This window comes from Conyzicola nivalis (assembly GCF_014639655.1).
GTDB classification, from domain to species: Bacteria; Actinomycetota; Actinomycetes; order Actinomycetales; family Microbacteriaceae; genus Conyzicola; species Conyzicola nivalis.
Window position 1 is genome coordinate 2468017 of the sequence record NZ_BMGB01000001.1, and the last position, 26201, is coordinate 2494217.

35 protein-coding genes and 1 tRNA gene are annotated in these 26201 nt (G+C 67.7%); 22 read left to right on the plus strand and 14 right to left on the minus strand.

Annotated features, from left to right (window positions below; translation table 11 throughout):
* Positions 1-44 precede the first annotated feature (44 nt).
* The 8 genes from IEV96_RS12300 to IEV96_RS12335 all read left to right on the plus strand — a co-directional run bounded on the left by IEV96_RS12300 (position 45) and on the right by IEV96_RS12335 (position 4464).
* Complete coding sequence (locus IEV96_RS12300; RefSeq protein WP_188510866.1) at positions 45-1034, plus strand: metal ABC transporter solute-binding protein, Zn/Mn family; 990 nt, start codon at positions 45-47, stop codon at positions 1032-1034.
* 44 nt (positions 1035-1078) lie between these two features.
* Complete coding sequence (locus tag IEV96_RS12305) at positions 1079-1873, plus strand: metal ABC transporter ATP-binding protein (protein ID WP_373282443.1); 795 nt, start codon at positions 1079-1081, stop codon at positions 1871-1873.
* Between the two features lie 23 nt (positions 1874-1896).
* Entirely contained in the window at positions 1897-2754 is an 858-nt protein-coding gene (locus IEV96_RS12310) for a metal ABC transporter permease (RefSeq protein ID WP_188511252.1), read from the plus strand.
* Positions 2755-2764: 10 nt separating this feature from the next.
* Complete coding sequence (locus IEV96_RS12315) at positions 2765-3157, plus strand: Fur family transcriptional regulator (RefSeq protein ID WP_188510868.1); 393 nt, start codon at positions 2765-2767, stop codon at positions 3155-3157.
* A gap of 231 nt (positions 3158-3388) precedes the next feature.
* Complete coding sequence (gene rpmB, locus IEV96_RS12320; RefSeq protein ID WP_184239701.1) at positions 3389-3625, plus strand: 50S ribosomal protein L28; 237 nt, start codon at positions 3389-3391, stop codon at positions 3623-3625.
* A complete protein-coding gene (rpmG, locus tag IEV96_RS12325; protein ID WP_184239703.1) occupies positions 3625-3792 on the plus strand; it encodes a 50S ribosomal protein L33 in 168 nt (55 codons plus the stop codon). Before rpmB ends, rpmG begins: the two co-directional genes overlap by 1 nt.
* A gap of 2 nt (positions 3793-3794) precedes the next feature.
* A complete protein-coding gene (gene rpsN, locus IEV96_RS12330) occupies positions 3795-4100 on the plus strand; it encodes a 30S ribosomal protein S14 (RefSeq protein ID WP_188510869.1) in 306 nt (101 codons plus the stop codon).
* 67 nt (positions 4101-4167) lie between these two features.
* Complete coding sequence (locus IEV96_RS12335) at positions 4168-4464, plus strand: HU family DNA-binding protein (RefSeq protein WP_184239713.1); 297 nt, start codon at positions 4168-4170, stop codon at positions 4462-4464.
* Positions 4465-4524: 60 nt separating this feature from the next.
* Here IEV96_RS12335 and IEV96_RS12340 read toward each other — a convergent pair whose 3' ends face one another.
* Positions 4525-4935, minus strand: a complete 411-nt coding sequence (locus IEV96_RS12340) for a RidA family protein (protein WP_188510870.1) — start codon at positions 4933-4935, stop codon at positions 4525-4527.
* A 79-nt stretch (positions 4936-5014) separates the two neighbouring features.
* On the opposite strand from IEV96_RS12340, the gene IEV96_RS12345 reads away from it, so the two are divergent.
* On the plus strand, positions 5015-5389 hold the full coding sequence (locus tag IEV96_RS12345) for a winged helix-turn-helix transcriptional regulator (protein ID WP_188510871.1): 375 nt from the start codon (positions 5015-5017) through the stop codon (positions 5387-5389).
* A gap of 44 nt (positions 5390-5433) precedes the next feature.
* Positions 5434-7410: a bifunctional copper resistance protein CopD/cytochrome c oxidase assembly protein gene (locus IEV96_RS12350; RefSeq protein ID WP_188510872.1), complete on the plus strand. Its 1977-nt coding sequence runs from the start codon at positions 5434-5436 to the stop codon at positions 7408-7410.
* Here the strand turns inward: IEV96_RS12350 and IEV96_RS12355 are convergent.
* Entirely contained in the window at positions 7391-8380 is a 990-nt protein-coding gene (locus tag IEV96_RS12355) for a zinc ribbon domain-containing protein (RefSeq protein WP_188510873.1), read from the minus strand. The two genes, IEV96_RS12350 and IEV96_RS12355, sit on opposite strands and share 20 nt — an antisense overlap.
* A gap of 68 nt (positions 8381-8448) precedes the next feature.
* Here IEV96_RS12355 and IEV96_RS12360 point away from each other — a divergent pair, with 68 nt between their 5' ends.
* Positions 8449-9735 carry an ATP-dependent DNA helicase gene (locus tag IEV96_RS12360; RefSeq protein ID WP_188510874.1) on the plus strand — a complete coding sequence of 429 codons (1287 nt, stop codon included), beginning with the start codon at positions 8449-8451 and terminating at the stop codon, positions 9733-9735.
* Here IEV96_RS12360 and IEV96_RS12365 read toward each other — a convergent pair whose 3' ends face one another.
* The 4 genes from IEV96_RS12365 to IEV96_RS12380 are packed head-to-tail and all read right to left on the minus strand — an operon-like array spanning position 9736 to position 11862.
* Positions 9736-10389, minus strand: a complete 654-nt coding sequence (locus IEV96_RS12365) for a biliverdin-producing heme oxygenase (RefSeq protein WP_188510875.1) — start codon at positions 10387-10389, stop codon at positions 9736-9738.
* A 38-nt stretch (positions 10390-10427) separates the two neighbouring features.
* Complete coding sequence (locus IEV96_RS12370) at positions 10428-10877, minus strand: DUF4383 domain-containing protein (protein WP_373282432.1); 450 nt, start codon at positions 10875-10877, stop codon at positions 10428-10430.
* Between the two features lie 2 nt (positions 10878-10879).
* Positions 10880-11176 (minus strand): DUF2470 domain-containing protein, encoded by a 297-nt coding sequence (locus tag IEV96_RS12375; protein ID WP_229733287.1) that lies wholly within the window; start codon positions 11174-11176, stop codon positions 10880-10882.
* Positions 11177-11214: 38 nt separating this feature from the next.
* Positions 11215-11862, minus strand: a complete 648-nt coding sequence (locus IEV96_RS12380; RefSeq protein ID WP_188510876.1) for a dienelactone hydrolase family protein — start codon at positions 11860-11862, stop codon at positions 11215-11217.
* 231 nt (positions 11863-12093) lie between these two features.
* Between IEV96_RS12380 and IEV96_RS12385 the strand changes: the two genes are divergently transcribed.
* On the plus strand, positions 12094-13098 hold the full coding sequence (locus IEV96_RS12385) for a TerC family protein (RefSeq protein WP_188510877.1): 1005 nt from the start codon (positions 12094-12096) through the stop codon (positions 13096-13098).
* Here IEV96_RS12385 and IEV96_RS12390 read toward each other — a convergent pair.
* Complete coding sequence (locus tag IEV96_RS12390; protein WP_188510878.1) at positions 13095-13487, minus strand: SHOCT domain-containing protein; 393 nt, start codon at positions 13485-13487, stop codon at positions 13095-13097. The two genes, IEV96_RS12385 and IEV96_RS12390, sit on opposite strands and share 4 nt — an antisense overlap.
* 160 nt (positions 13488-13647) lie before the next feature.
* On the opposite strand from IEV96_RS12390, the gene IEV96_RS12395 reads away from it, so the two are divergent.
* The gene (locus tag IEV96_RS12395; protein ID WP_188510879.1) at positions 13648-14721 is read left to right on the plus strand and encodes an alkene reductase; all 1074 of its coding nucleotides are present in this window, start codon (positions 13648-13650) and stop codon (positions 14719-14721) included.
* A 136-nt stretch (positions 14722-14857) separates the two neighbouring features.
* Complete coding sequence (locus IEV96_RS12400; RefSeq protein ID WP_188510880.1) at positions 14858-16003, plus strand: epoxide hydrolase family protein; 1146 nt, start codon at positions 14858-14860, stop codon at positions 16001-16003.
* 120 nt (positions 16004-16123) lie between these two features.
* On the opposite strand, the gene IEV96_RS12405 is transcribed toward IEV96_RS12400, so the two are convergent.
* Positions 16124-16378, minus strand: a complete 255-nt coding sequence (locus IEV96_RS12405; protein WP_188510881.1) for a DUF4190 domain-containing protein — start codon at positions 16376-16378, stop codon at positions 16124-16126.
* Between the two features lie 38 nt (positions 16379-16416).
* Positions 16417-16490, minus strand: a tRNA-Gly gene (locus tag IEV96_RS12410).
* Between the two features lie 83 nt (positions 16491-16573).
* Between IEV96_RS12410 and dcd the strand changes: the two genes are divergently transcribed.
* Complete coding sequence (gene dcd, locus IEV96_RS12415) at positions 16574-17179, plus strand: dCTP deaminase (protein WP_188510882.1); 606 nt, start codon at positions 16574-16576, stop codon at positions 17177-17179.
* Positions 17180-17318: 139 nt separating this feature from the next.
* On the opposite strand, the gene deoC is transcribed toward dcd, so the two are convergent.
* Both deoC and idi read right to left on the minus strand, forming a co-directional pair.
* Entirely contained in the window at positions 17319-17999 is a 681-nt protein-coding gene (gene deoC, locus IEV96_RS12420; protein ID WP_188510883.1) for a deoxyribose-phosphate aldolase, read from the minus strand.
* The gene (idi, locus tag IEV96_RS12425; RefSeq protein WP_188510884.1) at positions 17996-18559 is read right to left on the minus strand and encodes an isopentenyl-diphosphate Delta-isomerase; all 564 of its coding nucleotides are present in this window, start codon (positions 18557-18559) and stop codon (positions 17996-17998) included. Before idi ends, deoC begins: the two co-directional genes overlap by 4 nt.
* A gap of 20 nt (positions 18560-18579) precedes the next feature.
* Between idi and IEV96_RS12430 the strand changes: the two genes are divergently transcribed.
* Genes IEV96_RS12430 through IEV96_RS12455 form a run of 6 tightly spaced genes read left to right on the plus strand, consistent with a single transcriptional unit; the run spans position 18580 to position 23598 of the window.
* Entirely contained in the window at positions 18580-19650 is a 1071-nt protein-coding gene (locus IEV96_RS12430) for a polyprenyl synthetase family protein (RefSeq protein ID WP_188510885.1), read from the plus strand.
* The gene (locus tag IEV96_RS12435) at positions 19647-20513 is read left to right on the plus strand and encodes a phytoene/squalene synthase family protein (RefSeq protein ID WP_229733289.1); all 867 of its coding nucleotides are present in this window, start codon (positions 19647-19649) and stop codon (positions 20511-20513) included. Before IEV96_RS12430 ends, IEV96_RS12435 begins: the two co-directional genes overlap by 4 nt.
* Positions 20510-22051 (plus strand): phytoene desaturase family protein, encoded by a 1542-nt coding sequence (gene crtI, locus IEV96_RS12440; protein WP_188510886.1) that lies wholly within the window; start codon positions 20510-20512, stop codon positions 22049-22051. The genes IEV96_RS12435 and crtI overlap by 4 nt, the downstream gene beginning before the upstream one ends.
* Positions 22051-22377 carry a lycopene cyclase domain-containing protein gene (locus IEV96_RS12445; RefSeq protein ID WP_188510887.1) on the plus strand — a complete coding sequence of 109 codons (327 nt, stop codon included), beginning with the start codon at positions 22051-22053 and terminating at the stop codon, positions 22375-22377. The genes crtI and IEV96_RS12445 overlap by 1 nt, the downstream gene beginning before the upstream one ends.
* Positions 22374-22745, plus strand: a complete 372-nt coding sequence (locus tag IEV96_RS12450) for a lycopene cyclase domain-containing protein (protein WP_188510888.1) — start codon at positions 22374-22376, stop codon at positions 22743-22745. The genes IEV96_RS12445 and IEV96_RS12450 overlap by 4 nt, the downstream gene beginning before the upstream one ends.
* Positions 22738-23598, plus strand: coding sequence for a prenyltransferase (locus IEV96_RS12455; protein WP_188510889.1), 861 nt, complete (start codon positions 22738-22740; stop codon positions 23596-23598). The genes IEV96_RS12450 and IEV96_RS12455 overlap by 8 nt, the downstream gene beginning before the upstream one ends.
* Before the next feature lie 34 nt (positions 23599-23632).
* On the opposite strand, the gene IEV96_RS12460 is transcribed toward IEV96_RS12455, so the two are convergent.
* Positions 23633-24583, minus strand: a complete 951-nt coding sequence (locus IEV96_RS12460) for an NAD(P)/FAD-dependent oxidoreductase (RefSeq protein WP_188510890.1) — start codon at positions 24581-24583, stop codon at positions 23633-23635.
* Between the two features lie 65 nt (positions 24584-24648).
* On the opposite strand from IEV96_RS12460, the gene IEV96_RS12465 reads away from it, so the two are divergent.
* Complete coding sequence (locus IEV96_RS12465; RefSeq protein WP_188510891.1) at positions 24649-25233, plus strand: helix-turn-helix domain-containing protein; 585 nt, start codon at positions 24649-24651, stop codon at positions 25231-25233.
* Here the strand turns inward: IEV96_RS12465 and IEV96_RS12470 are convergent.
* Both IEV96_RS12470 and IEV96_RS12475 read right to left on the minus strand, forming a co-directional pair.
* Positions 25230-25652, minus strand: a complete 423-nt coding sequence (locus IEV96_RS12470) for a hypothetical protein (protein WP_188510892.1) — start codon at positions 25650-25652, stop codon at positions 25230-25232. The two genes, IEV96_RS12465 and IEV96_RS12470, sit on opposite strands and share 4 nt — an antisense overlap.
* A complete protein-coding gene (locus IEV96_RS12475; protein ID WP_188510893.1) occupies positions 25649-26080 on the minus strand; it encodes a winged helix DNA-binding protein in 432 nt (143 codons plus the stop codon). The genes IEV96_RS12470 and IEV96_RS12475 overlap by 4 nt, the downstream gene beginning before the upstream one ends.
* Between the last annotated feature and the right edge of the window lie 121 nt (positions 26081-26201).

Here is a 26201-nt window from a genome sequence, read left to right on the forward strand (position 1 = left end):
TTGATAACGAATCTCATTACGTTTATCAATCTAGAAACGGCATCATGCGTCTGAACTCCCCCGCCCTCATCGGCACGATCGCGATTTCCGCACTCGCCCTGGCCGGCTGCTCGTCGAGCGCTCCGGCGGCCGAGGAGACCACCGGCCTCTCCGTCATCGCGTCGACCAACGTCTACGGCAGCATCGCCGAGGCGATCGGTGGAGACCTGATCACCGTCACGAGCCTCATCACGAGCGCCGCGCAGGACCCGCACAGCTACGAGGCCTCCGCGCAGGACCAGCTCGCGCTCTCCAAGGCCGACCTCGTCATCGAGAACGGCGGCGGCTACGACCCGTTCATCGACACCCTGCTCTCCGCGGCGTCGAGCGAGGCGTCCGTCGTGAACGCGAGCGAGGCATCCGGCCTGCTCGACCCTTCGACAGGCTCAGGGACCGAAGCCGAGACGGGGGCCGAGACCGAAGCCGAAGCCGAGACCGAGACCGACGACCACGAGGGCCACGACCACATCGAGGGCTTCAACGAGCACGTCTGGTACAGCTTCCACGGCGTCGAGCACGTCGCCGAGGCGATCGCCGAGCAGCTCTCCGCGCTCGACGCCGACAACGCCGCCGTCTACGAGGCGAACCTCGCCGACTTCACCGCCGAGATCGAGACGCTCGAGGCGACCGCGGAGGCGCTGCACGCGGACACCGAGGGACTCGGCGCCGCCATCACCGAGCCGGTGCCGCTGTACCTGCTCGAGGCGGCCGGCTTCACGAACCGCACCCCCGAAGAGTTCTCCGAGGCGATCGAAGAGGGCACGGATGTCGCGCCCGCCGTTCTCGCGGAGACCCTCGACCTGTTCGATTCCGGTTCGGTGGCCCTGCTCGCCTACAACTCGCAGACGGCGAGCTCGGAGACCGAGCAGGTGCGCGCCGCCGCGGAGGAGAACGGCGTCGCGATCGTCGAATTCACCGAGACCATGCCCGATGGCGCAGACTATGTGTCGTGGATGACCGACAACCTGAGCGCGCTCTCCGCCGCAGTGAAGTAGCGGTGGGGGACGAAACGGCGGCCCGCCCTGCGCCTGTCGAAGCGGTGCTCGAGTTCGAGAACGGCTCGCTCGGCTTCGGCGGCCGGTCGCTGTGGAGCGACCTTGACCTCACGGTGCGGCCCGGCGAGTTCCTCGCGGTGCTCGGCCCCAACGGTTCGGGCAAGACCAGCCTGCTGAAGACGATCCTCGGCCAGCAGCAGCTCGACTCGGGCTCTGTGCGGCTGAGCGGGCACCCCATCCGCCGCGGTGATCGCCGTGTCGGCTACATCCCGCAGCAGAAGCTCGTGCCGCCGGGAACCCCGCTGCGCGGACGCGACCTCGTCGCGCTCGGCGTCAACGGCCACCGGTTCGGCCCGCCGCTCCCCCGCCGCTCCGACCGCGAGCGTGTCGACGAACTGCTCGAGGCCGTCGGCGCGACGCAGTACGCCGACCAGCCGGTCGGGACCCTGTCCGGCGGCGAACAGCAGAGACTACGGGTGGGCCAGGCACTCGCCGGCGACCCCGTGCTGTTGCTCTGCGACGAGCCGCTACTCAGCCTCGACCTGCACCACCAGCGCGCCGTCTCCGAGTTGATCGACCAGCGCCGGCGCAGCCACGACACCGCGGTGGTGTTCGTCACCCACGACGTGAACCCGGTGCTCGACGTCGTCGACCGCATCCTCTACCTCGCCGGCGGCAAGTTCCGCCAGGGCACGCCGGGCGAAGTTCTGCGCTCGGACGTGCTGAGCGAGCTGTACGGCACGCCGGTCGACGTGATCCGGTCGCACGGCCGTGTCATCGTGGTCGGCGTTCCCGACGGGCACGACCACCACGACCACCACGACGAGGTCGCCGAGTGACCGCCGACGACATCTGGGGCCGCATGTTCGACTTCGCCAACTACGGCGAGCTCGTGGCCCTCGTGCAGAACTCCATCGTGGCGGCCGCCGTGCTCGGCATCGTCGGCGGGCTCATCGGCGTCTTCGTGATGCAGCGCGACATGGCTTTCGCGGTGCACGGCATCAGCGAACTGTCGTTCGCCGGGGCCGCCGGGGCGCTGCTCATCGGCGCGAACGTCGTGCTGGGCTCGCTCGTGGGCTCGCTGATCGCCGCCGTGCTGATCGGCCTGCTCGGCGCGAAAGCCCGCGACCGCAACTCGATCATCGGGGTGCTGATGCCGTTCGGGCTCGGGCTCGGCATCCTCTTCCTCGCGCTCTACCCCGGGCGAAGCGCCAACAAGTTCGGTCTGCTCACCGGGCAGATCATCTCGGTCGACATCCCCCAGCTCGGGCTGCTCGTCACCCTGTCGGTCGTTGTGCTCGTGGCCCTGCTCGTGGTCTGGCGCCCGCTCACCTTCGACAGCCTCGACGCCGACGTGGCCGCCGCCCGCGGGGTGCCGTCGCGCGCGCTCTCCCTCGGCTTTATGGTGCTGCTCGGACTCACGGTCGCGGTGTCCGTGCAGATCATCGGCTCGTTGCTCGTGCTCGCGTTGCTCGTGACGCCCGCCGCCGCCGCGCTGCGGGTCTCCTCGTCGCCGCTCCTCGTGCCGTTACTCAGCATGCTCTTCGGCTTCGTCTCCGCCGTGGGCGGGATCCTGCTCGCCCTCGGCGGATCGCTGCCGATCAGCCCGTACATCACGACGATCTCGTTCCTGATCTATGTCGTCTGCCGCATCGTGGGCGCCCGGAAGGCCGCCGGCCGGCGCGCATCCGCCCGCCTTCCACTGCAGGCCGCGAGGTAGAATCCGTCATATGAAGCGCAATACCTGGCAGCGGGAAGCCGTTCGCGAAGCCCTCGGATCATCCGAAGGTTTCGTCAGCGCCCAGGCGCTTCACTCGAACCTGAAGAACACCGGCTCGCCCATCGGGCTCGCCACCGTGTACCGGGCCCTCGCCGACCTCGCCGTCGAGGGCGAAGCTGACTCGCTGCAGCAGGAAGGCGAGAGCCTGTTCCGGGCGTGCACCCCCGGTAGCCATCACCACCACCTGATCTGCCGAAACTGCGGACTGACGGTGGAGATCGAGGCGGATGCCGTAGAACTCTGGGCGAAGAACGTTGCCGCGGAGCACGGGTTCACCGAGCCGAACCACATCGTCGACGTGTTCGGGCTCTGTGCGAACTGCACGAAGCGTGAGAACGCGTAGCGTTCACGCCCTTGACCCGGCTCGTTCCGCATGATTCCGCGGAACTCGGCTTGCTATTGGACCCTCAGACCCGTAGTGTTTATGGCTGGCTGAGTGGTATCTACACTCGCATGTGCGCCGACCCCGACTTTCCTAGGAAAAACTTAGGGTCCATGCGCGCCGACAAGTAATTCTTGGGCAGCAACGGCTCACTTCGGTGTGTCGCGGCTGCGGAGACTAATGGAGGAAATCATGGCAGCAACTTGCCAGGTGACCGGAGCCGTTCCCGGCTTTGGGCACAACATTTCGCACTCGCACCGACGCACCAAGCGTCGTTTCGACCCGAACGTACAGAAGAAGACGTACTACGTCCCTTCGCTGCGCCGCAACGTGACGCTGCAGCTTTCCGCAAAGGGCATCAAGGTTATTGACGCCCGTGGCATCGAGTCTGTCGTCAAAGACATCCTCGCTCGTGGGGTGAAGATCTAATGGCTAAGGCACAAGACGTACGTCCGATCATCAAGCTTCGTTCGACGGCAGGAACCGGTTACACCTACGTGACCAAGAAGAACCGTCGCAACGACCCCGACCGCCTCGTACTCAAGAAGTACGACCCTGTAGTGCGCAAGCACGTCGAATTCCGTGAGGAGCGCTAAACATGGCTAAGAAGAGCAAGATTGCAAAGAACGAGCAGCGCAAGGTCATCGTCGCGCGCTACGCGACGAAGCGCCTTGAGCTGAAGAAGGCCCTCGTCGACCCCGCCGGAACCGACGAGTCGCGCGAAGAGGCCCGCATCGGCCTGCAGAAGCTTCCTCGCAACGCGTCGCCCGTGCGCGTTCGTGGTCGCGACGCCATCGACGGACGTCCGCGCGGTTACCTCGCGCAGTTCGGTGTAAGCCGTGTTCGCTTCCGCGATATGGCGCACCGGGGCGAATTGCCCGGAATTACCAAGTCAAGCTGGTAGATTTCTTCCGGTTCACCGACTTTTAGTCGGTTACCACCCAACTGCACAACGTCCGAGGAGGACATTCATGGCTGACAAGTCACTAAACCGTACCGAGCTCGTCGCGGCAGTTGCCGCAGCATCTGGCCAGAGCCAGGCTGCCGTCAACGGCGTAGTCGACGCACTCTTCTCCGTACTGTCCACCTCGGTGGCCGACGGCGTGAAGGTGTCCATCCCGGGCTGGCTGGCAGTGGAGCGCACTCACCGTGCAGCTCGCGCCGGCCGCAACCCGCAGACGGGCGAAGCGATCGAGATCAAGGCGAGCTACGGCGTCAAGCTGAGCGCCGGCTCGAAGCTGAAGGCTGCAGCGAAGGACTCCAAGTAGTCGTTTGAACGTTGAGGGCGTCGACCGTGAGGTCGACGCCCTTTCTGTTTAACGCCTCGTTCAGTCGAGGATGGCGTAGGCCTCGAGTTCGATGAGCACGTCCGGCTCGAAGAGGAAGTCGACACCGATGACCGAGACGGGCGGGAGCGGCTGCGGCAGGTCGAGCTCTTCCGCCACCAGCGCGATCCCGGCCATGAAGTCGCCGAACTTCTCCGGCGCCGACTGGGCCATGAAGAACCGCAGGCGCACGACGTCGGAGAACGTGGCGCCCGCACCGGCGAGACCGAGAGCCGTGTTGCGCAGCACCTGGGCGACCTGGCCGGCGAGATCGCCGGTCGCGATGCGGTTAGCCTCGCCGTCGCGGGCGATCTGGCCGGCCACGTGCACGTGGCGGGTGCCGGTGCCGACGGCGACGTGGTTGTAGGGCACGGGCTGGAACATGTTGTCGGGGGAGAACGTCTGAACGGTCACTGGTCGATCCTTCGGTTGTGGTGAGTGGTTTCTCCTGTCTACTTGGTGTCCGAAGGGAACTTCAACGAGACTAGGTGTCATGAACGACACCAGCCATCCCGACGCCGACCTGCTGCAGGTCGACGCGCCCCACCGCGAACTGCTCGACCAGGTGCTCGACAAGTGGTCGCTGCAGGTTCTCGACGAGCTGTGCGCCCGGCCCCTGCGGTTCAACGAATTGCGTCGTGCCATCCCGGTCGTCGGGCAGAAGTCGCTCACCGCGACCCTGCGCCGCCTGGAGCGCAACGGCATGATCGAACGGGTCGTGCTGCAGTCGAGGCCGGTCGCGGTGGAGTACCGCATCGCCCCGGTCGGGAACACCCTCAACCAGCTCATCGACGCGCTCCTGCGCTGGACGACCGAGAATCTGCCCCAGGTGGAGCGGGCCCGCGAGCGGTTCGACTCCGAAACCTGAGCAGCGGAGGGCGGCATTCAGGATGACGCGGATAAACTGGCCTGATGCCACGAACCGTTCGGATAGTGGGGCCAGCGCTCCTTCTCCTCGTGGCACTCGTTTCCGTCATCGCGGCGCTGCAGTTCGGCGGGGGAGTCGCGCCTGAGCCGATCGCCGATCCGGGTCCGGTCGTGCGATTCGGTCTGCCCATCGGGAAACTCCTCGTCAACCTCGGAGCGGCGGGAACCATCGGCGCGCTGATGCTCGCCAGTTTCGGGATGAGCCGGGACAAGCCGGAATACTCGTTGGCGCTCGATATCGCCGCCGCGTCCGCTGCCGTGTGGGCCGTGGCATCCGCGGCTACCGGCTTCTTCGCCTTCATGACGATCTACCTGCAGCCGCTCTCGATCGACGACAGGTTCGGCGAGCTGCTCGCCCAGTTCCTGACGCAGCAGGAACTCGGCCAGTCGTGGCTGTACACCACCCTCATCGCGGCGGCCCTCACGGTTCTCTGCTTCGCGGTGCGCAACCACACGCTCGTCCTGGTGATGGCCGTCGGCTCGGTCATGGGGCTCATCCCGATGGCGCTGCAGGGACACGCCGGCGGCACCGCGAGCCACGACGCCGCCACGAGCGCGATCTGGTTGCACATCGTGTTCGCCGCGATCTGGCTGGGCGGGCTGCTGACCCTCGTGCTCAGCTCGCGCACGCTCGACACCGGCCGCATCGTTCCGCTGCTGGCCCGCTACTCCACCCTCGCGCTCATCAGCTTCGTCGTCGTCGCGGCGTCCGGGTATGTCAGCGCGGAGATCCGGGTCGGAACCCTCGACAACCTGCTCACCCCGTACGGCATCCTCGTGCTGGTGAAGGTGGCCGCTCTCGGTGCCCTGGGCGTGTTCGGCGTGGTGCAGCGCCGCTACCTCGTCGGCCGCATCGCCAGCACGGGGGAGCGCAAGTACTTCTGGTGGCTCGTCACCGCCGAGATCGCGTTTATGGGCCTCGCCTCGGGCGTCGCTGCCGCACTCGCCCGCACGGCCACGCCGCAGCTCGAGGTGACCGCCTCCGCCGACACCGGCGCGACGCCGGCCGAGATCCTCACCGGCGCGCCCCTGCCGCCGCCCTTCTCGTTCACGAACCTGTTCACCATCTGGAACTTCGACCTGCTCTGGGGCCTGTTCTGCGCCTTCGCCGTGTTCTTCTACCTCGCGGGCGTGTGGCGGCTGAAGAAGCGCGGCGACACCTGGCCCGCCCTGCGCACCGTGCTCTGGGTGGCGGGCATGGCCCTGCTGTTCTACATCACCAACGGTGGCGTGAACGAGTACGAGAAATACCTGTTCAGCGCGCACATGCTCGCGCACATGACCCTCGGCATGATGGTTCCGGTGCTGCTCGTGCCCGGAGCGCCCATCACCCTCGCCCTGCGCACTATCCGCAAGCGCGACGACGGCAGCCGCGGCCCGCGCGAGTGGATCATGCTCGCCACCCACTCCGCCTACTTCGGCTTCCTCTCGCGGCCGCTGGTGGCGGCCGGCATCTTCGTCGCGTCGCTCTGGGTCTTCTACTACTCGCCGCTGTTCCGCTGGGCGACCACCGACCACCTCGGCCACCAGTGGATGATCATCCACTTCCTGCTCAGCGGGTACCTGTTCGTGCAGTCGCTCATCGGCGTCGACCCGTCGCCGCACAAGGCTCCCTACCCACTCCGCCTGCTCGTGCTGCTCGCGACGATGGCCTTCCACGCGTTCTTCGGCCTCTCGCTGATGACCGGAACCGGCCTGCTGCTCGCCGACTGGTACGGCGCCATGGGCTGGGGCATCAGCGCGCTCGAAGACCAGCAGGCCGGCGGGGGCATCGCGTGGAGCGTCGGCGAGATCCCGACGGTGGCGCTCGCGATCGCCGTGGCGATCATGTGGTCGCGAAGCGACGAGCGCGACTCGAAGCGCTACGACCGCAAGGCCGACCGCGACGGCGACGCCGAACTCGAGGCCTACAACGAGATGCTCGCCGCGAGGTCGACCACTCCTACTCGTACACGGCCGTAATCAGCAGCTTGTTTCCCGGCTCGAACGTGAGCGCGTACTGCACGTCGAACGGTACGTCCTCGTCGAAGGTCGTGACCCGGCCGTCGAAGAGCGATCGCACGTCGACCACGAGGTGCGCCATCGCCGGCGTCTTCGGAACCGACCAGGTGCCCGACGGGGTGCCGGGCACGATCGTCACGAGCGGGTCGGAGACCATGCTCCACTGCGGGGTGCCGACGACACGGTTCGACAGCTGCTGGCCGAACGGGCAACCGGTGGGCATCAGCACCTCCTGCGTGGTGCACTCGCCGAGGTAGGCCGTGACGTGCTTCTGCACCTCGGCGACGAACGCCTCGTTGGCCTGGACGTCCACCGTGACATCCGAAATCTCGCCTATCTGCGTGACCGCCGCGGTGACGCTCGTCGACGCGAGGTAGGTGGACTCGTGCTTCAGCACGTAGAGCCCGGGCGCGAACACCTGGAAGGAGGCGGGCGCGTCCGGCTCTGCCGAAGAGGTGACATCGTGCCCGTTCACCTGGAAGTCCTGGTCGTGCAGCACGGTCACGGACAGCGAGTTGATGGGGCTCGTCACGAAGCGCCAACTGGGGAAGAGGCCGAAGCGGATGCCGTCGGGCGCCACCACGAATTCGGTAGTGCCGGTAGTCGACTGGGAACCGTCCGGTGCGGAGGCCGTGTACTCGACGACGACGGTGTGCCGCCCGTCGGCTTCCTCGGTGTCGCTCACCGTGCGCACGTCGTCGAGGTCGCCCATCGCGTCGGATGCCAGCAGCTCGGCCGCCGTGTCGTTGCCGCTACCCACGCCCGGCAGGGCCAGGGCGGCGGCGCTGTCGTGCCGTTGGAGGGCGTCGAGGTAGCGGCCGACGAAGCCGTGCGCGCTGTAGAGGTCGGCGTTCAGGGCGAGGACGGACGCGCCGAATCCCGCGAGCAGCAGGGCCATCACGGCCGACCAGGTGATTACGGTGCGGCGCATGGTCACATCCTAACTTTCGCTGTGGACAGGCACCTGAGCCGCCCGCGCGCAGCGGGTAGATTGGGGGAGTGAACGCGCCCTCGTTGTCCCCCGAGCAGGCGGCCGTGTTCGCCGCGATCGAGACGACGCAGGAGAACATCTTCGTCACCGGCCGCGCGGGCACTGGAAAATCGACCCTGCTCAACCACCTGTCGTGGAACACGTCGAAGCAGGTGGTCATTTGCGCGCCCACCGGCGTCGCGGCGCTCAACGTGGGCGGCCAGACGATCCACTCGCTGTTCCGGCTGCCGATCGGTGTGATCGCCGACCACGAGATCGAGCACACCGCCGAGGTGCGCAAGCTGCTGAACACGATCGACACGCTCGTGATCGACGAGGTCTCGATGGTCAACGCCGACCTGCTCGACGCCCTCGACCGCAGCCTGCGCCAGGCCCGCCAGCGCAAACGCGAGCCGTTCGGCGGCGTGCAGGTCATCCTGTTCGGCGACCCGTACCAGCTGGCCCCCGTGCCGGGCGACGCCGACGAGCGCGCCTACTTCGCCGACCAGTACCGTTCGATGTGGTTCTTCGACGCCAAGGTGTGGGACGAAGCCGACCTCAAGATCTACGAGCTCACGACGATCCACCGCCAGCACGAGGGCGAGTTCAAGTACATGCTCAACGCCGTGCGGCACGGCCGGGTCACCGCCGAGATCGCCGAACGGCTGAACACCACGGGTGCCCGGGATGCGCCGGGCGAGGGCATCATCACGCTCGCGACCACGAACGCCGCGGTGAACCGCATCAACGCGACTGCCCTGGCCCGCCTTCCCGGCAAGGTGCTCACGGCCAAGGCCGAGGTGACCGGCGAGTTCGGCGGCCGCGCCTTCCCCGCCGACGAGGCGCTCGAGTTGAAGATCGGCGCGCAGGTGATGTTTCTGCGCAACGACGCCGACCAGCGCTGGGTCAACGGGTCAGTCGGAACCGTCACCAAGATCGACCAGTTCGTGCACGTCGAGATCGACGGCGAGGTGCACCAGGTGCAGCCGGCCGTGTGGGAGAAGTACAAGTACTCGTACTCGGCCGTGACCAAGGCGCTGAAGAAAGACATCGTCGCCGAGTTCACCCAGTTCCCGCTGCGGCTGGCGTGGGCCGTCACCATCCACAAGTCGCAGGGCAAGACCTACGACCGCGCGATCGTCGACCTCGGCCAGCGCTCGTTCGCGCCCGGCCAGACCTATGTGGCCCTCAGCCGCATCAGCGCGCTCGACGGGCTCTACCTGAGCCGCAACCTGCGCCCCAGCGACATCATCGTCGACGAACACGTGCAGCGGTTCATGGAACGCGCCACGGCGGTACCGGCGATCGAAGCGTAGCTAGGCGACGGCGCTCGCCTTCGCCTCGGCCAGGTCGACGAACAGCTCGGTGTTGAACCGGTAGGCGATCATCACCTCGTCGATCACGCGTTCGCGCTCCTCTTCACTCCAGGACACGGCGTCGAGCTGCGCGCGGTAGACGTCCTTGAACTCCTTCGGCTTGGCGATCTGGTCGAAGAGGTAGAACCCGACGCCGTTGGTCTCGAAGCCGAACTGGCGCTGCATGAGCGTGCGGATGATCTGGCCGCCCGAGAGATCACCGAGGTAGCGCGTGTAGTGGTGGGCGATGAACCCGCCGCTCCAGGTCGCCGCGACGGTTCGCAGTCGGTCGACGTAGCGGGTGGTCGTCGGCAGCGGGGTGATGCGGGACCGCCAGTCGTCGCCGAGCAGGAAGCGCAGGTCGCTCTCGAGGGCGGGCAGGCGGGTGAGCTGCGGGGTGATGAACGGTGCGGCGTCCGCGTCATCCCGCATCTTCTCCGCGGCAGCCTCGAGCGCCTCGTAGATGAAGTAGTGCTGGGCGACGAGCGAGATGTAGTCGTCGCGCGACCCCTTGCCGGTCATCAGGTCGTCCATAAAATGCGCGCCCTCGCTGGCGCTGTGCCCGCCGCGTGTTCGCTCGCGGAGTGCCTGGGAGAAGGGAAGAACAACAGACACGATGGCACTCCGTACGGGTTGGTTAGGTTACCCTAATACTAGCGAGTGCGGGTGGCCGGTTCAGAACCCTTTTTCTGGGAATCGCCCTTGTCGGCACCGAGGCCCACCGCGAGCAGAACGACCGCCGTTCCGGAATGCAGCACGTTGCCCGCGCCGTTCAGGGCGAGCAGATTAGCCGGCGAGCCGACGAGGAACAGCCCCACCAGCGCGAGCAGCAGCACCACCGTGCCGATCACCGCGTTGCCCGTTCTCGCGACGCCCGCGGCGGCCAGGCCGCACGCCACGAGCGCGGCCCCGATCGCCAGGTGCACGAGGTTGTGGAAGCCGTTGACCTGCACACCGAGCAGCAGCCCGCCGTGCGGGGCGAAGAAGTCGGCACCCCAGCTCGCAGCGAAACCGACCAACCCGAGCAGCACGTAGACGGCACCGACGAGAAGCGCGACGAGGCGGTTCGGCGAGGCCGTGATCGCGCGGAGCTGACGCGGCACGACTAGTGCGGGCGGGGCTCGACGCCGAGGCGAGCGCAGGCGGTGTCGTAGAGGGCGACGATCTCGCGGCGGATCTCGGCGCGCTCGGTGATGGGCGCGGGCCACGGCACGGTGAGTTCGGCGGTCGCGTCGCCCGCCTCGTAGGTCCAGGTGCCGCCGAGGTCGTCCACGTCGCTCATGACCGCCGCCGTGGCATCCGCGGTTGCGAAGGCCCGCACGATCAGCAGATTGTCTTCCGGGTGGTCGTTGTTCATGTGGTCGATCACGGCGGACACGGTGGAGGCTTCGAAGATGGGCACGAAATCTACGGTAGCCGGTATTGCCCGAGTTGCCGCGTTCAGTCGACCAGGTGCTTGTCGAAGAACGAGGCCGTGCGGGCGAAGGCGAGCGCGGCCGAGCGGTTGTCGAGTGCGCCCGAGAGATTCGCGTTGGCGAACGAGTGCTCGGTGCCCAGGTAGACGTACTCGGTAACGGGGGTGCCGTGGTCTTCGAGACGGGCGACGAACGACTCCGGCTCGGCCCCCGGCTGGAAGTCGTCGTTCTCGGCGAGGTTGAGCAGCACCGGGCAGGGAATGATGCCGTGCTCCTCGGTGCCGAGCGTCGCGTAATAGGCGACCACCGCATCCGCATCGCCGCCCTGGGCGTGCAGCAGCGCGATCCAGCCACCCATCGAAAAGCCGATGAGGCCGACGCGGGTCGAGCCCTCGAGCCGGGATTCGGCGACGAGGTCGTCGATGGCAGCCAGAGCCGAGCCCGTGTCGAGATCGTCGCGTAGGTCGGCGGCCGTCTCGGGATCGATGGTGGCGAATCCGCCGTAGAAGTCGGGCACGACCACCCGGTAGCCCTGGCTCGCGAGTGCGGTGGCGTAGGGCTCGAGCCACGGCAGCCGTCCGTACCAGTCGTGGGCGATGACCACGAGGGGGGAACCCGGCAGGCCGTAGTAGACGGCGGCACCGGGGGAGGGAATCGGAACGAGTTCGGCCATCAGTGCCCCCTAGGGTGTTGCCATCGAGACTACCCCCGGCGCTCGACGCGCATCGGATTCTCAGGTTCGGTTCATAGGTTTGTATCGATAAGGGGAGTAATCCAACCACGGAAGCTTCGTCAGTACGGACCCGCAGACGCGTCCCGGAGCAACGGTTGTCGAGTACCTAATGGTGCGGAGCAGCGGATGAGACTTTAGATTCTGTTTCCGCTACCCCTTGGAGTACTTCACGTGAACGTGACCCCTGCCGTCTGGCTCATCACCATCGCCATCACCATCGCCTTCTTCGTCTACGAGTTCTTCGTGCACGTCCGGAAGCCGCACGAACCGAGCATCGCCGAGTCCGCGCGCTGGTCGGTGTTCTACATCAGCCTCGCGTTGCTCTTCGGAGTCGGGATCGGCCTCACCTCGGGCTGGAACTTCGGCGGCGAGTACTTCGCCGGCTACGTGACCGAGAAGGCCCTGTCGATCGACAACCTGTTCGTCTTCCTCATCATCATGAGCGGGTTCGCGGTGCCGAAGGCCTACCAGCAGAAGGTGCTGATGATCGGCATCATCATCGCCCTCGTGCTGCGCGGGGTGTTCATCGCGGTCGGAGCGACCCTCATCGAAAACGTGTCGTGGATCTTCTACATCTTCGGCGCCCTGCTGCTCGTGCTCGCCTGGCGTCAAGCCTTCGGCAACCATGAAAGCGACCCGGCCAACGGACGCCTCGTTATGTTCGCCCGCCGCATCCTGCCGATCACCGACGACTACCACCGCGACCGCATCTCGGTGAAGATCGACGGCAAGCGCTTCTTCACGCCGATGCTGCTCACCATCGTCGCTATCGGGCTCGTCGACATCGTGTTCGCGGTCGACTCGATCCCGGCCATCTACGGGCTCACCGAAGAGGCCTACATCGTGTTCACGGCGAACGCGTTCGCGCTTATGGGGCTGCGCCAGCTCTTCTTCCTCATCGGCGGACTGCTCGAGCGTCTCGTGTACCTGGCCCAGGGGCTCGCGGTGATCCTCGGCTTCATCGGCGTCAAGCTGGTGCTGCACGCCCTGCACGTGAACGAGCTCCCGTTCGTGAATGGCGGAGAGAACGTGCTGTGGGCCCCCGAGATCCCGATCTGGTTCTCGCTGCTCTTCATCGGCGCGACCATCGCCGTCGCCACGATCGCGAGCCTGCGCAAGACGCGCGACTCCGAGCCGGCCTCAGCGGTGGAGACGGGCACGCGCGAAGACGCCTAGAACTTCTTACCGAGCGCCTTCGCCTTGAGCGCATCGAATTCGCCCGCGGAGAGGATGCCCTGGTCGAGCAGGGTCTTGGCCTTGGCGATCTCGGCGGCCGGGTTCGCGAAAGAGACGGAACGCACGTACTCGTCGCTGTACTCGGGCGCCTGCTCGGGACGGGCGCGGGCCCGGTCGGCCATGCCGGCGCCCCGGGCGATCAGGTAGACGAGCGCGGTGAGAAACGGCACGAAGACCAGGAAGACCAGCCAGACCGCCTTGGCCCAGCCGCCCAGCGTCCGGTCGCGGAACAGGTCGTACACGATCCAGATGAACATGAACAGGTACGCGCCGAAGACGACCAAGAGAAACAGGTACTCGAATACACCGCCGAAAATGTCCCAGCGCATGACGCCTCCTCGCTCGATGATCCGACGGTAGTGGCGCGGGAGGCGGCCGCGATCATCAGTTGTGGGTGACCGAGTGTTACGCGGCAGGGAATGCAAAACGACACCTGCCGCGTTACCGTGTAGGCGCGTTCCGCGCCGGACCCCCACCCGTTAGGACCCCATGGATCTCTTCACCCCCGTCACCTTCGGCTCACTGAACCTCGCGAACCGGCTGGTGATGGCCCCGCTCACGCGGGTCCGCGCGGGAGACGACGGGGTGCCGACCCCGCTCATCGCCGAGTACTACGAGCAGCGCGCGAGCCTCGGGCTGATGGTGACCGAGGGCACCTTCACGAGCGACGAGGCGAAGGGCTTCACCGGCCAGCCCGGCATCGTCACCGACGAGCAGCAGGCGGGCTGGGCGCGCGTCGCCGACGCCGTGCACGCCGCCGGCGGACTGATCGCCATGCAGGTCATGCACGCCGGCCGCGTCACCCACACCGAGATCTCCGGAGCCGCCCGCAGCGTGGCGCCGAGCGCCATCGCGATCGAGGGCGAGACGCGCACCCCGAGCGGCAAGACCGCGCACCAGGTTCCCGAGGCCATCGCCCTCGACGAGCTGCCCGCGGTCGTCGAGGAGTTCGTCGCTGCCTCCCGCCGCGCGCTCGCCGCGGGAATCGACGCCGTCGAAGTGCACGCGGCCAACGGCTACCTGCTGCACGAGTTCCTCGCGCCCAGCTCGAACACCCGCACCGACGCCTACGGCGGATCGCCCGAGAACCGCATCCGCTTCGTCGTCGAGGTCGTCACCGCCGTCGTCGAAGCGGTGGGCGCCGACCGGGTGGGCCTGCGCATCTCTCCGGAACGAAACATCCAAGGCGTTATCGAAGACGATGCCGCGGATGTCGCGATCACCTACGGCCTTCTCGCGGACGCGCTTGCACCGCTCGGCCTCGCCTTCCTCGACTACATGCACCCCGAGCCCGCGGGTGCGCTCGCCCAGGACATCCGCTCGCGGGTGAACGCGCCGTTCATCGTGAACACGGGCTTCGCTTCGCCGACCACCCGTGACGAGGCGTTCGCGATCGCGTCCGCCGACCTGGCCGACGCCGTGTCGATCGGCCGTGCGGCCATCGCGAACCCCGACGTCGTGGCGCGCTGGAAGGCCGCGGCCGACGAGAACGAGCCCGACCCGTCGACCTTCTACGGCCCCGGCGCGGCCGGCTACACCGACTACCCGGCGCTGGCGGTCTAGCGCGGGTTGCTGCGGGCTGCGGGCTGCGGCGGTGCGGCGGTGTGGGCGCCATCTCGGGACGACCGCGCCACGGCGCGCTGTAGCGCTCGTCCCGAGATGGCGCCCACACGCCCCGGGGTTACGCGAGAATCATCCTGTGCGGCCGTTCCGGATCCAGATTCCCGACGCCGAGCTCGAGGAGCTGGGGCGGCGACTCGACGCGGCGCGATGGCCGGTCGCCGAGAACGAACCGGGTTGGGCATCCGGGGTTCCTCGTGGCTGGCTGGAGCGGTTGTCCGAGACGTGGCGAACGGGTTATGACTGGCGCGCCCGTGAGGCGCGGCTCAACAGCCACCCGCAGGTTCTGGTGGAGGCGGCCGGGCTCGACGTGCACGCGGTCGTGCTCGGACAATCCGAGGTTGAGCGCCCCGCAATCGTACTGACTCACGGCTGGCCGGGCACGTTCGCCGAGTACCTGGAGGTCGCCCGCCGGCTCGCCGACCCCGCGAGCTACGGCGGCGACGCGGGCGATGCCATGACCGTCGTCGTTCCGTCGCTGCCCGGGTACGGCTTCAGCGGAATCCCGGCCGAGACCGGCTGGGGGGTCGAGCGCGTCGCGGACGCGTGGGTGGAGCTGATGGCGGCGCTCGGGTTCGAACAGTTTTTCGCGGCCGGCAGCGACTGGGGGACGAGCGTGTCGGCCGAACTCGGCCGACGGCATCCGCAACGGATTTTGGGCCTGACGCTCATCCCCCCGTTGGCGCCACCCGATCCGGCGACGGCCAGCCATTCGACCGCTGCGGAGACCCGGGCGCTGGAGCGCTTGCAGACACGGGGCGCGGAAGGCAGCGCGTATTCCGCCGTGCACGCCACGCGCCCGCAGACGATCGCGTACGCCCTCGCCGACTCGCCCCTCGGCCTGCTCGCCTGGATCGGGGAGAAGTACGCCCAGTGGGCAGGTGTTCCGGGGGTTGCCGACGTGGACATCCTCGATGCGGCGTCGATCTACTGGTTCACGCGAACCGCGGGCACGTCGGCTCGGCTGTACCGGGAGAGCATCGACGACGTCAGCCGATACTTCACCGACGCGAATCCGGTGCCCATCACCGTTCCCACCGGAGCCATCATGTTCCCCGACGAGGTGCCCTGGGTGTCGAGGCGCTGGGCGGAGCGACGGTTCCCGGGCCTCCGCGTGTGGTGCGAGCCCGCTGCGGGCGGCCACTTCGGCGCCCTCGAACAGCCGGCGGCCGTGGCGGCCGGAATCGTTGCCACGGTGAGAGCCTGCCGACAAACGGGCACCTGAACCAAGCGGCCGCCGACGCGTTCGCTCGGGCGGTGTGCGCGCCATCCCGGGACAACCGCGCCACGGCGCGCAATAGCGCTCGTCCCGAGATGGCGCGCACGCTCGCCTAGCGGGACGCGCCTAGCGGGACGCGCCGAGCCAGACGACGAGCCCGACGGCCGCCACGAGAAGCACGACCGTGCCGAGATATCCGATCACGAGGCCCGCGATCGCGATACCCCGGCCGGTCTGTGTGCCGCGGGCGAGCTGGTGCAGCGCGACGTGGCCCAGCACGATCGCGACGGGCGGGACGAAGAACGCCGCGATCAGCGAGGACATCGCGAGAACGTTGGTCCGGCGGTTGTAAATGGCCGTGAGCTGAGGGTTGTTGTACACGAGTCCGAGTGTAGGAGACTCGCACTTCCGGACACTCGTGGAGCGGATGACGGGAATCGAACCCGCGCTATCAGCTTGGGAAGCTGAAGTTCTGCCATTGAACTACATCCGCGTGGGCCGCTCGCGCGGAACGGCTCGAGAGCAAGTGTAGGTGGTGGCGCTGGCCGCGGCATCCGTCTCAATAGAATGTCAGCCATGCTGCTTTCTGACAGGGACATCAAGGCCGAACTCGCCGACGGACGCATCGGTCTCGACCCGCTCGAGCTCGGGATGGTGCAGCCGTCGAGCGTCGACGTGCGGCTCGACCGGTTCTTCCGGCTGTTCGACAACCACAAGTACCCGTTCATCGACCCGGCCGAAGACCAGCCCGACCTCACGCACTTGGTCGAGGTGGAGGCTGACCAGCCGTTCATCCTGCACCCGGGCGAGTTCGTGCTCGGTTCGACCTACGAGCTGGTGACTCTGCCCGACGACATCGCCGCGCGCCTCGAGGGCAAGAGCTCGCTCGGCCGCCTCGGGCTGCTGACCCACTCCACGGCCGGCTTCGTCGACCCCGGCTTCAGCGGACACGTCACCCTCGAGCTGTCGAACGTGGCGACACTGCCGATCAAGCTGTGGCCCGGCATGAAGATCGGCCAGCTCTGCTTCATGCGCCTGACCAGCCCCGCCGAGAACCCCTACGGGTCGGGCATCTACGGTTCGCGCTACCAGGGCCAGCGCGGCCCGACGGCGAGCCGGTCGTTCCAGAACTTCGTGCACACCGACGTCTCCGACACCGAGGCCGGTCGCCCCGGCAAGTAGCCGGCGTCGTTCGCCCCGTACCAAATGCAGGAGAACTCGCCGGCGAGGGGCGCCGATCGCACCTAACGTGTGACTCGCCCCGGAATCTCCTGCATTTGGTACGCAGGGCCGGCGGATGTCGCGGGGCCGGTGCAGCCAGCTAGTAGGCGCCGTCGACCGGGGCTGCTGCTGCGGCGCCGGCCTCCTCGGCCAGCACCTGCCGCGAGCCGGAGACGCCGAGGCGGGTGGCCCCGGCGGCGATCATCGCCTGCGCGGTCTCGAACGAGCGGATTCCCCCGCTGGCCTTCACGCCCGCGCGCCCCGCGACCGTGGCCGACATCAGCGCGACGGCCTCGACCGTGGCGCCGCCCGTCGGGTGGAAGCCCGTCGACGTCTTGACGAAGTCGGCGCCCGCCGACACGGCGGCCTCGCACACGGCGACGATCTCGTCGTCGGTGAGCGCGGCCGACTCGATGATCACCTTGAGGATGCGCGGCGCCGGGATGACCGAGCGCACCGACGCGATGTCGGCCTCGACCAGGTCGAAGCGGCCGGCCTTGGCGGCTCCGACGTCGATCACCATGTCGATCTCGTCGGCGCCGAGGGCGATCGACTCCTCGGCCTCGGCGGTCTTCACCGCGGTGGTGTGCTTGCCCGACGGGAAGCCGCAGACGACGGCCAGTTTGAGCGAGGCCGGCACGGTGAGCGGCAGCATCGAGGGGGAGACGCACACCGAGAAGGTGCCGAATTCCGCGGCCTCGGCGATGAGGGCCTCGACGTCGGCGGCGGTCGCCTCGGGCTTGAGTAGCGTGTGGTCGATGATGCTGGCGATGGATGTCATTGGGTGTCCTCGGGTGTTGTGGGCGAATCAGCCGGTGCGGGCTGGGCGGAGAGCTCGTCGAGCTGCCAGACGAGCCAGGGGCTGAAGGCGAAGGGTGCGGCCGCCGCGGCGTTGCGCAGTGATTGCGGCTCGACCCACTCGAATTCGGACACTTCGTCGGCGGCGGGAGCCACGGCATCCGTCGTGTACGCCCGATAAACCGGGCAGACCTCGTTTTCGACGATCCCGGATGCGTCGACGGCGCGATAACGGAAGTCGGGCAGAACGACTTCCAGTCTCGAAATGGTGATTCCCAGTTCGCGTTCGGCGCGTCGCGCGATCGCGTCTTCCATCGACTCGCCCGGGCCGGGGTGTCCGCAGAAGGAGTTCGTCCAGACGCCTGGCCAGGTCAGCTTGCTCAATGCGCGCCGCGTAACCAGCACCTCACCGGCTTCGTTCATGACGTGGCAGGAGAACGCGAGGTGCAGCGCGGTGTCGTGCGTGTGAACGGCGACCTTGTCGGCGGTGCCGATAGGGTAACCGTCGTCAGATAGGAGGACTACCTGTTCGGTCTGGCTCATGGTCGAGGTATTCTGCTCAAATGAATGGTCCCGACCTGATTTCCGTCTCAATTGCGAGGCAGGCGCAGGTCGACGTCGTGCTCGAACGCTTCTTCAGCCTAGCCAAGAACCGCGCCGCCGCCTTCGGCGAGCAGTATGTGCAGCTGTGGACAACCCTCGAGAGCAACACGATCGGCGGCAAGAGATTCCGCCCGCGCATGGTGATGGGCGCCTACCAGTCGCTCGGAGGCACCGACCTCGAGGCCGCCGCCTACGTCGGTGCCGCGTTCGAGCTGCTGCACACCGCGCTTATCGTGCATGACGACGTGATCGACCACGACTTCGTGCGCAGGGGCGTCGCCAACATCTCCGGCAGCTACCGCGACGCCGCGCGCAAGGCGGGCAGCAGTGAGAAGGTGGCCGAGCACAGCGGCATCTCGGCCGCCGTGATCGCCGGCGACCTGGCACTGTTCAACTCCTACCGGCTGATCGACCGCAGCGGTGTCTCGGACGTGGTGCGTTCGAGGCTCCTCGAGGTGATGGATGACGCGTTGTTCGCGTCCGCCGCCGGCGAACTGATCGACGTCGACTTCTCCATCACGGCTGAGGTCCCCCGCGTCGACGACATCCTCACCATGGAGCGGCTCAAGACGGCCGTCTACTCGTTCGAGTGCCCGCTGCAGGCCGGGGCAATCCTCGCCGGGGCGTCCGAGGAGGTCATCCAGACCCTGGGCGACTTCGGCCGCGAGATCGGCATCGCCTACCAGCTCGTCGACGACCTGCTCGGGGTGTTCGGCAAGGAGGCCGAGACCGGCAAGACGACGATGGGCGACCTGCGCGAGGGCAAGCGCACGGTCATGATCTCCTACGCCACGAGCACCGCCGAGTGGGAGTCGATCGAGCCGCTGATCGGCAAGCACGACCTCACGCCCGAGGAGGCCGAGGCCGTGCGTCAGGTACTCATCGACTGCGGAGCGCGCTCGTTTGCCGAGGGACTCGCCCGCTACTACGCCAACCGCGCTCTCGCGCGGCTCGCCGAGCCGCACATCCCGCCCGCGCTGCGCATAGAGCTGCACCCCGTCGTGGATGCCGTGCTCGGACGGGTCAAGTGAGCCGCCGCGGCCTGTACGACCGCGTCGCCGAGGAAACCGCGAGTGTCGTCATCCGCCGCTACTCCACGTCGTTCGGTATGGCCGCACGGTTGCTCGGACCCGGGGTGCGGCAACACGTCGAGAACATCTACGCGCTGGTGCGGGTGGCCGACGAGATCGTCGACGGCGCCGCCGTCGAATCGGGCCTCGACCGCGCGGGCGCGGCCCGGCAGTTGAACGAACTGGAACGCGAGACCGATGCCGCGATGGCGGAGGGATTCAGCTCCAACCTCGTGGTGCACGCGTTCGCGCTCACCGCGCGCGAGACCGGATTCGGCACCGAGTACACCGCGCCGTTCTTCGAATCGATGCGTACCGACCTCACGGCGACCGAGCATGACGCGGAGAGTTTCGACCGCTACGTCTACGGCTCGGCCGAGGTCGTCGGCCTCATGTGCCTGCGCGCGTTCCTCCTGGGGCAGTCGCTGAGCGACGAGCAGAACGAGCGCTTCGTGCGCGGCGCCCGAGCCCTCGGCGCGGCCTTCCAGAAGGTCAACTTTCTGCGCGATCTCGCAGCCGATTTTGAGACGCTGGGGCGGAGCTATTTCCCCGGCGTCAGCGTCGACTCATTTACGGAAGAAGACAAGATCCGCCTCCTCGACGACATCGACAACGACCTCCGCCTTTCCGCGTCGATCATCCCCGAACTGCCGGCCTCGAGCCGCAAGGCCGTCGCGCTCGCACAGGGCCTCTTCGCCGAGCTCTCGGTGCGGCTGCGCGCCACCCCGGCCGAGCGCCTGCGCACCACGCGCATCCGCGTGCCGAACCCCGTGAAACTGCGCATCGCCACCGGCGCCGTGCTCGGCGCGAAGGCGAAGGCATGAGCCGCGTCGTCGTGATCGGGGGAGGCATCAGCGGCCTCGCCTCGGCCGCCCTGCTCGCCCGCGACGGGCACAGCGTGACGCTGCTCGAGCAGAAGGACGACCTCGGCGGCCGCGCCGGATCGTGGTCGAGCGAGGGCTTCCGCTTCGACACCGGACCGTCGTGGTTCCTTATGCCCGAGGTGTTCGACCACTTCTACAAGCTGCTCGGCAGCTCGTCCGACGAGCAGCTGCGGCTGGTAACCCTCGATCCCGGTTACCGCGTCTACTTCGAGGGCCGGGCGGAGCCGATCGACATCTCGGCCGACCGCGACGAGAACATCGAGATCTTCGAGTCGATCGAGAAGGGCGCGGGCAAAAAACTCGCCGCCTACCTCGACTCGGCGCTCGACACCTACGACATGGCGAAGAAGAAGTTCCTCTACACGACCTTCGCCGACCTTCGCCCGCTGCTGACCTCCGACGTGGTGAAGCGCACGGGCAAGCTCGCCCGACTGCTCACGATGTCGCTGTCCAGGCTCGTCGCCAAGACGGTGCGCGACGACCGTCTGCGCAAGATCCTCGGATTCCCGGCGGTGCTGCTCGGCTCGTCGCCGTACATCACGCCGAGCCTCTACCACCTGATGAGCCACCTCGACCTGAGCGACGGCGTGCTGTACCCGCTCGGCGGATTCACCCGGGTGATCGAGAGCATCGTCGACCTCGCCCGTAAAGAGGGCGTGGTCATCACGACGGGCGCATCCGTATCCCGCATCGTCGTGGTCGACGGCGTCGCGACGGGCGTCGAGTACAAGGTGGGCGGGGAGGCACTCACGCTCGACGCCGACATCGTGGTCTCGGCGGCCGACCTGCACCACACCGAGACGCGGCTGCTCGGCCCGCAGCACCAGAGCTACCCGGCCGCCCACTGGGACAAGCGTGTTCCTGGCCCGAGCGCGCTGCTGCTCTACCTGGGCGTCGAGGGCGACCTGCCCGAGCTCGAGCACCACACACTGCTGTTCACCGACCGCTGGGAGAAGGGCTTCGCCGACATCTTCGGCACGCCGAGCGCGGTGCCCGACCCCGCGTCGATCTACGTCTGCAAGCCGAGCGGCGTCGATCCGGATGTCGCGCCCGAGGGCAGCTCGAACGTGTTCGTTCTCGTCCCGATCCCCGCCGACCCGAGCATCGGCAAGGGCGGGGATGCGCGCATCGAGGCGCTCGCCGACGTGATCATCGACCAGATCGGCTCGTGGACGGGCATCCCCGACTTCGCCTCACGCATCACCGTGCGGCGAGCGGTCGGCCCCGGCGATTTCGCCGCGGACCTCAACGCCTGGCGTGGGACCGCGCTCGGCCCGGCGCACATCCTCAAGCAGAGCGCGTTCTTCCGCGAGGGCAACAAGAGCAAGAAGGTCGAGGGCCTGTACTACGCGGGCGGCTCGACCATCCCGGGAATCGGTCTGCCGATGTGCCTCATCAGCGCCGAGATCCTCGTGAAACGCCTGCGCGGCGACACCTCGACCGAGGCGCTGCCCGAACCGCTCGAGGCCACCGTCTGATGGGTCTGATCTACCTGGCCGCGCTGCTCGTGGCCCTCACCGGCATGGTCATGCTCGACCGGCGTTTCCGGCTGTACTTCTGGGCGGACGCCCGCCGGGCGACGATCGTCACGCTCGCGGGCCTGGTGTTCTTCGTCGTCTGGGACCTGTTCGGCATCGGTCTCGGGATCTTCTTCCGCGGCGAGACGGCGTTTATGACCGGTGTGCAGGTCGCGCCCGAGCTGCCGGTCGAGGAGCTGTTCTTCCTCACGCTGCTCGTCTATGTGACGATGAACCTCTACGCCGCCGCGTCACGGGTGCTGTCGCACGGGGCGGAGCGCGCATGACCTACTGGTCGCTCAACGCGTTCTTCCTCGCGGCCGTCGCGCTGGTCGCGCTCGCCGCGGTGCTGACCCGCCGCGCGCCGCGGTGGCGGGCGCTCGCACTCGCCGGCATCGTGCTGCTCGTCACGACGGCCGTCTTCGACAACGTGATGATCGGCATCGGCCTGGTCGACTACGACCCCGACCTCATCAGCGGCGCATTCGTCGGAATCGCCCCGCTCGAAGACTTCGCCTACGCCATCGCCGCGGTCGTCCTGCTGCCGTCGCTCTGGCACCTGCTCGGCCCGTCGAGTCGCGGGAGCGGCACGGGTCGCGCGAGCGGCACGGGTCGCTCGAGCGGCGCGAGCCACGCGAGGAGAGCCAATGCTTAGGGCGCTCTTCGTCTCGTCGAGACCGCTCAGCTGGATCAACACGGCGTTCCCCTTCGCAGCCGCCTATTTCATGACGGTGCGCGAGGTCGACCTCGTGTTCGTCGTGGGCACCATCTACTTCCTCATCCCGTACAACCTCGCGATGTACGGGATCAACGACGTGTTCGACTACGAGAGCGACCTGCGCAACCCGCGCAAGGGCGGTGTCGAGGGCGCGCTGCTCGACCGCAGCATGCACAAGCCCACGCTGTGGGCGGCGTTGCTCACCAACGTTCCGTTCCTGGTATTTCTCCTGGTCGTCGGTAACCCCCTTTCCTGGTTGGTGCTCGCGGTCAGCGTCTTCGCTGTCATCGCCTATTCGGCGCCGGGCCTGCGCTTCAAGGAGCGCCCGTTCGTCGACTCGATCACCTCGAGCACGCACTTCGTCTCCCCGGCAATCTACGGACTGGTGCTCGCCGGCGCGGCCTTCACGCCGCAACTGTGGATGCTTCTCGCCGCGTTCTTCCTGTGGGGGCTTGCCTCGCACGCGTTCGGTGCGGTGCAAGACGTGATCGCCGACCGCGAGGCCGATATCTCGTCGATCGCCACGGTCATCGGTGCGAAGGCGACGGTGCGGATCGCGGTGCTGGCCTACTGGTTCGCCGGTGTGCTGCTGCTGTTCACCGAATGGCCCGGGCCGCTCGCCGCGATCCTCGCGCTGCCCTACGTCGTGGTCTGCGCGCCGTTCTGGTCGATTTCGGATGACGCGGCCGAGTCGGCCAACCGCGGCTGGAAGAAGTTCCTCGCCCTCAACTTCCTCAGCGGATTCTTCGTCACCATGCTGCTCATCTGGTTCGCCTTCGTCAGCGCGTAGCGATTCCGACCGACGTCCGCGGGCTCACTCCCGCCTAACGAGCGGCGCGGTAGGCCTCCAGCGCGTCCCGCTCGTCGTCCGCGATGAGGCTGGCGTTGATCTGCGCGCCCGCCCACAGGCCTTCGCCCGCCGAGGTGATGACCTGGCCGGCGAGGTTGGTCACGTTTCCGGCGGCCCAGACGCCCGGCAGCGATGTCGCGCCGCTCGCGTCGGTCGCGACGTACAGGCCCATGCCCATCGGGTGCTCGGCCAGTTCGAGTCCGAGGTCGACGAGGAGCCCGGCCCGCACCGACACCGGCGCTCCGACGACGAGCGCCTCGAGCGCGTGAACGCTGCCGCCCGCCAGCTCGACACCGACGAGCGTGTCGTCCTCCACAACCAGCCGTTCGACCCGTCCTTCCACCACCTTGATGCCGCGCGCCGCCAGCAGTTCGAGCTGCTCGGCCTCGGGCAGGGCCTGGCCGTTGAGTAAGAGTGTGATGTCCGGGCTCCACTGTCGGAACAGCAGCGCCTGATGGAACGCCCGCGGTCCGCTCGCGAGCACGCCGATCGCCCGGTCGCGCACCTCCCAGCCGTGGCAGTACGGGCAGTGCAGAGCGTCCACGCCCCAGCGCTCGCGCAGGCCCTCGACCTCGGGCAGCTCGTCGACGAGCCCGGTCGTCACGAGCAACCGGCGCCCGGTGACCACCGATCCGGTCGACAGTCTCACGGCGAAGCCGTCATCCGTTCTCTGCACGCCGTCTGCGCGCGCGTCCACCAGCTCCGCGCCGTACGCCCGAGCCTCCTCGCGGCCGAGGCGCCGCAGTTCGGCGGGGCTCGTCCCGTCGCGCGTGAGGAAGTTGTGCACCGCGTGCGCAGGGGCGTTGCGCGGCTCGCCCGAGTCGACGACCACGACCGAGCGACGCGCACGTCCCAGCGCCACGGCCCCGCTCAGCCCGGCCGGTCCGCCGCCGATGATCACCACGTCAAATTTTGAATTCGTCATAGCTCATGGTGAATCGAAGCTGGCCGATTCGACAAGCTGCGTTGCTGGTCTGGCAAGATAGCCGCATGGATGACACGACAGACGGCGTACTCGCGGCGGTAGGACCACGGCTGCGCGCCGTACGGCAGCGGCGGGGCGTGACGCTCGCCGACCTCTCGGCGGCGACCGGCATCTCGGTGAGCACGCTCTCCCGGCTCGAGTCCGGACAGCGCCGCCCGAACCTCGAGTTGCTGCTGCCGCTCGCCCGGGCGCACGGCGTCCCGCTCGACGAGCTCGTCGGAGCGCCCGCCACGGGCGACCCGCGCATCCACATCCGGCCGATCAAGCGGCACGGGCACATCATCCTGCCGCTCTCCCGCGACGCCGGCGGCCTGCAGGCGTTCAAGCACGTGATCCCGGCGAACGCCCCTCAGGGGGAGCCGAGCCAGAAGACGCACGAGGGCTTCGAGTGGATGTACGTGATCAAGGGCAAGCTGCGGCTGGTGCTGGGCGAGCTCGACATCATCCTGCCCGCTGGCGAGGCCGCCGAGTTCGACACCCACGTGCCGCACTGGTTCGGCCGGGCCGGTGACGAGAGCGTCGAGTTCCTCAGCCTGTTCGGGCGGCAGGGCGAACGGATGCACGTACGGGCGAGCACCGAGCGGGCCTAGACGCGCGGGAGTGTGATCGCTCTCGGCTCGTTGCGCAGCAACAGCGTGAGGGCCCCGGCGCACAGCGTGCCACCCAGGGCCGAGACGGTCGGCCACAGATAGTTCTCGGGGCTGAACAAGTCGAGCGCGAGTGCGGCCGTGCCCACCGCCAGAACGCCGACGACGACCGCCGAGGTGAAACCGATGATCACGGCCCAACTATCCCCGGCGCGTGACCGCACTGCGAATGCCCTGCCGATGCGGAAGGCGGCGAAAGCGAGGAGCGCCATGATGACCGAAACAGCGAACATGAACACGACCGCAAACATCAGAGCCAGTTCGTAGAACGGCTCGCCGACGTACGACGCCATCGAGAACGCTCCGGCGATGCATCCGGAGATGACCCCCGCGACCAGCATGGCGGCGAGAAGCGTCTTCACGCCTCGAACCCGAGGTTGCGGGCGACGCGTTCGAGAACCCCGACCGTCGTGAGGTACTCCTGCTCGGAGACTCCCTCGGTGCTGCGGGTGCGCTGATCCGCGACAACGACCTCGAGCCGCGCGAGCGCCGCCGCGCCACGCTCGGTCAGTTCATAGCCGGTCGGGGTGGCGTTGACCCATGCGCTCTCGATGAGTTCGGTCAGGTGCTCTACGGATGACTCGGCTGGCGAGTCATCCGTAGCCGCCTGTAAAAACGGCGCCACCTCGGCGTCGAGCTGCTCGACGCTGGCCGGACCGGACGCGAGCACGTTCAGCAGCTGCCACTGGCGCCGCGTGATTCCGTGCTCGTCGAGGGTGAGGGCGAACTGCTCGTCGATCAGGCGGTCGACGAGTTTGAGCCAGAATCCAATCGGGCGACGATCACTCATGCAGCGACCATACGCTGAGGCCACCGCGCGGGGGAAGGCTCAACGTCCCGCGTACCAAATGCAGGAGATCTGCGGCGCGAGGGCCGTGCTTCCGCGCCGATGTGTGACTCGACGCGGTTTC

Bases quoted from the DNA above. Each gene is read 5' to 3' on its own strand.
- crtI (WP_188510886.1), top strand. From the start codon at position 20,510: ATGAGCCGCGTCGTCGTGATCGGGGGAGGCATCAGCGGCCTCGCCTCG.
- IEV96_RS12395 (WP_188510879.1), top strand. From the start codon at position 13,648: ATGGATCTCTTCACCCCCGTCACCTTCGGCTCACTGAACCTCGCGAAC.
- IEV96_RS12445 (WP_188510887.1), top strand. From the start codon at position 22,051: ATGGGTCTGATCTACCTGGCCGCGCTGCTCGTGGCCCTCACCGGCATG.
- IEV96_RS12355 (WP_188510873.1), bottom strand. From the start codon at position 8,380: ATGCGCCGCACCGTAATCACCTGGTCGGCCGTGATGGCCCTGCTGCTC.
- rpsN (WP_188510869.1), top strand. From the start codon at position 3,795: ATGGCTAAGAAGAGCAAGATTGCAAAGAACGAGCAGCGCAAGGTCATC.
- IEV96_RS12460 (WP_188510890.1), bottom strand. From the start codon at position 24,583: ATGACGAATTCAAAATTTGACGTGGTGATCATCGGCGGCGGACCGGCC.
- dcd (WP_188510882.1), top strand. From the start codon at position 16,574: ATGCTGCTTTCTGACAGGGACATCAAGGCCGAACTCGCCGACGGACGC.
- IEV96_RS12475 (WP_188510893.1), bottom strand. From the start codon at position 26,080: ATGAGTGATCGTCGCCCGATTGGATTCTGGCTCAAACTCGTCGACCGC.
- idi (WP_188510884.1), bottom strand. From the start codon at position 18,559: ATGAGCCAGACCGAACAGGTAGTCCTCCTATCTGACGACGGTTACCCT.
- IEV96_RS12310 (WP_188511252.1), top strand. From the start codon at position 1,897: ATGTTCGACTTCGCCAACTACGGCGAGCTCGTGGCCCTCGTGCAGAAC.
- IEV96_RS12335 (WP_184239713.1), top strand. From the start codon at position 4,168: ATGGCTGACAAGTCACTAAACCGTACCGAGCTCGTCGCGGCAGTTGCC.
- IEV96_RS12390 (WP_188510878.1), bottom strand. From the start codon at position 13,487: ATGCGCTGGGACATTTTCGGCGGTGTATTCGAGTACCTGTTTCTCTTG.
- deoC (WP_188510883.1), bottom strand. From the start codon at position 17,999: ATGACATCCATCGCCAGCATCATCGACCACACGCTACTCAAGCCCGAG.
- IEV96_RS12350 (WP_188510872.1), top strand. From the start codon at position 5,434: ATGCCACGAACCGTTCGGATAGTGGGGCCAGCGCTCCTTCTCCTCGTG.
- IEV96_RS12450 (WP_188510888.1), top strand. From the start codon at position 22,374: ATGACCTACTGGTCGCTCAACGCGTTCTTCCTCGCGGCCGTCGCGCTG.
- IEV96_RS12430 (WP_188510885.1), top strand. From the start codon at position 18,580: ATGAATGGTCCCGACCTGATTTCCGTCTCAATTGCGAGGCAGGCGCAG.
- IEV96_RS12315 (WP_188510868.1), top strand. From the start codon at position 2,765: ATGAAGCGCAATACCTGGCAGCGGGAAGCCGTTCGCGAAGCCCTCGGA.
- rpmB (WP_184239701.1), top strand. From the start codon at position 3,389: ATGGCAGCAACTTGCCAGGTGACCGGAGCCGTTCCCGGCTTTGGGCAC.
- rpmG (WP_184239703.1), top strand. From the start codon at position 3,625: ATGGCTAAGGCACAAGACGTACGTCCGATCATCAAGCTTCGTTCGACG.
- IEV96_RS12465 (WP_188510891.1), top strand. From the start codon at position 24,649: ATGGATGACACGACAGACGGCGTACTCGCGGCGGTAGGACCACGGCTG.
- IEV96_RS12345 (WP_188510871.1), top strand. From the start codon at position 5,015: ATGAACGACACCAGCCATCCCGACGCCGACCTGCTGCAGGTCGACGCG.
- IEV96_RS12380 (WP_188510876.1), bottom strand. From the start codon at position 11,862: ATGGCCGAACTCGTTCCGATTCCCTCCCCCGGTGCCGCCGTCTACTAC.
- IEV96_RS12300 (WP_188510866.1), top strand. From the start codon at position 45: ATGCGTCTGAACTCCCCCGCCCTCATCGGCACGATCGCGATTTCCGCA.
- IEV96_RS12455 (WP_188510889.1), top strand. From the start codon at position 22,738: ATGCTTAGGGCGCTCTTCGTCTCGTCGAGACCGCTCAGCTGGATCAAC.